Here is a 1,343-nt window from a genome sequence, read left to right as displayed (position 1 = left end):
CACCCCGGGTTTGGTGCTCACCTCCGTTCTTGAGGAAGATGAGCAGACCATGCCAGCGAAGTACGACGAAGCGACCAAGGCCAAGGCTGTCCGGCTGGTCGTCGAGCATCGAGACGACTACGACAGCGAGTGGGCCGCGATCACCGCAGTCGCGTCTCGGCTGGGGATGACCCCGGAGACGCTGCGGAAATGGATCCGTCAGACAGCGGTCGACACCGGGACCGCAGAGGGCGTCTCGACGGAGTCGGCGAAACTGATCCGGGAACAGAAACGCAAAATCGCCGAGCTGGAACAGACGATCGAAATCCTGAAGGCCGCAACAACTTTCTTCGCGCGGGAGAGCGACCCGCGACAGCGGTAATCTGCAGGTTCATCGCCGAGCATCGGGCTCGGTTCGGGGTCGCTCCGATCTGCCGTGCGCTCAGCGCGCACGGCGTCAAGATCGCCCCGAGAACCTTCTACGCCTGGGTGAAACGGCCGCCGTCGAAACGGGCGATGTGGGACACCGCGGTGAGCGAGATCCTCGCCGGGATCTACGAACCCGACAAACACGGCAGACGTGCACCGGAATCGCTGTACGGCGCCGAGAAAATGTGGGCCCACCTGCAACGACAGGGTATTCCTGTGGCTCGGTGCACGGTGGAACGGTTGATGCGCGCCAACGGATGGAAAGGGGTCGTGCGTCGCAGGAAGGTCCGCACCACCGAACCCGACCCCACCGCGTCGCGCGCACCGGACCTTGTCGATCGCCAGTTCCGGGTGCCCGCGCCGAACATGTTGTTCGTCGCGGACTTCACCTACGTCCGACTGGTCACCGGCGCATTCGTCTATACCGCGTTCGTCATCGACGCCTACGCCGGCACGATCGTGGGCTGGGAAACCGCATCGAGCAAGCACACCTTGTTCGTGGAATCAGCGATCCGTGGTGCGGTCGCGCTGCGCGCCCGGCAAGGTCATCCGGTCACCGACGCGATCCATCATTCCGATGCCGGGTCGCAATACACGGCAGTGAAATTTGGTGAGACACTGGCTATTTCAGGATTGACACCCTCGATCGGGTCAGTGGGCGACGCCTATGACAACGCTCTTGCCGAGACGACGATCGGGCTCTATAAGACCGAGGCAGTCCGTGAAGATTCCCCGTTCCGGCGTGGCCCGCTGCACCGGATCGCCGATGTCGAACTCCTCACCGCCGACTGGGTTTGCTGGTTCAACCAATCCCGTTTGATGCACCGCCTCGGCCGCAAACCGCCGATCGAGTACGAAGCCGACTACTATGCCGAGCTGACCCAGCAACCCGCCGGAGTCAGATAACCAGGCGCGCATCGAACCCGGGGCGATTC

At 63.2% G+C, this 1,343-nt stretch carries 1 protein-coding gene; it reads left to right on the top strand.

Annotated elements, in window-relative coordinates:
• The first annotated feature begins 49 nt into the window (after positions 1–49).
• Positions 50–1,314 (top strand): IS3 family transposase gene (locus NAM01S_RS33575; RefSeq protein ID WP_157108045.1). Its coding sequence is split into 2 segments (ribosomal slippage): positions 50–323 and positions 323–1,314, totalling 1,266 coding nucleotides; the frame shifts between segments, so codons are not numbered across the junction.
• Positions 1,315–1,343: the final 29 nt, after the last annotated feature.

This window comes from Nocardia amikacinitolerans NBRC 108937 (assembly GCF_001612615.1).
Lineage (GTDB): Bacteria > Actinomycetota > Actinomycetes > Mycobacteriales > Mycobacteriaceae > Nocardia > Nocardia amikacinitolerans.
This window is presented reverse-complemented; position numbering and strand designations above follow the sequence as displayed.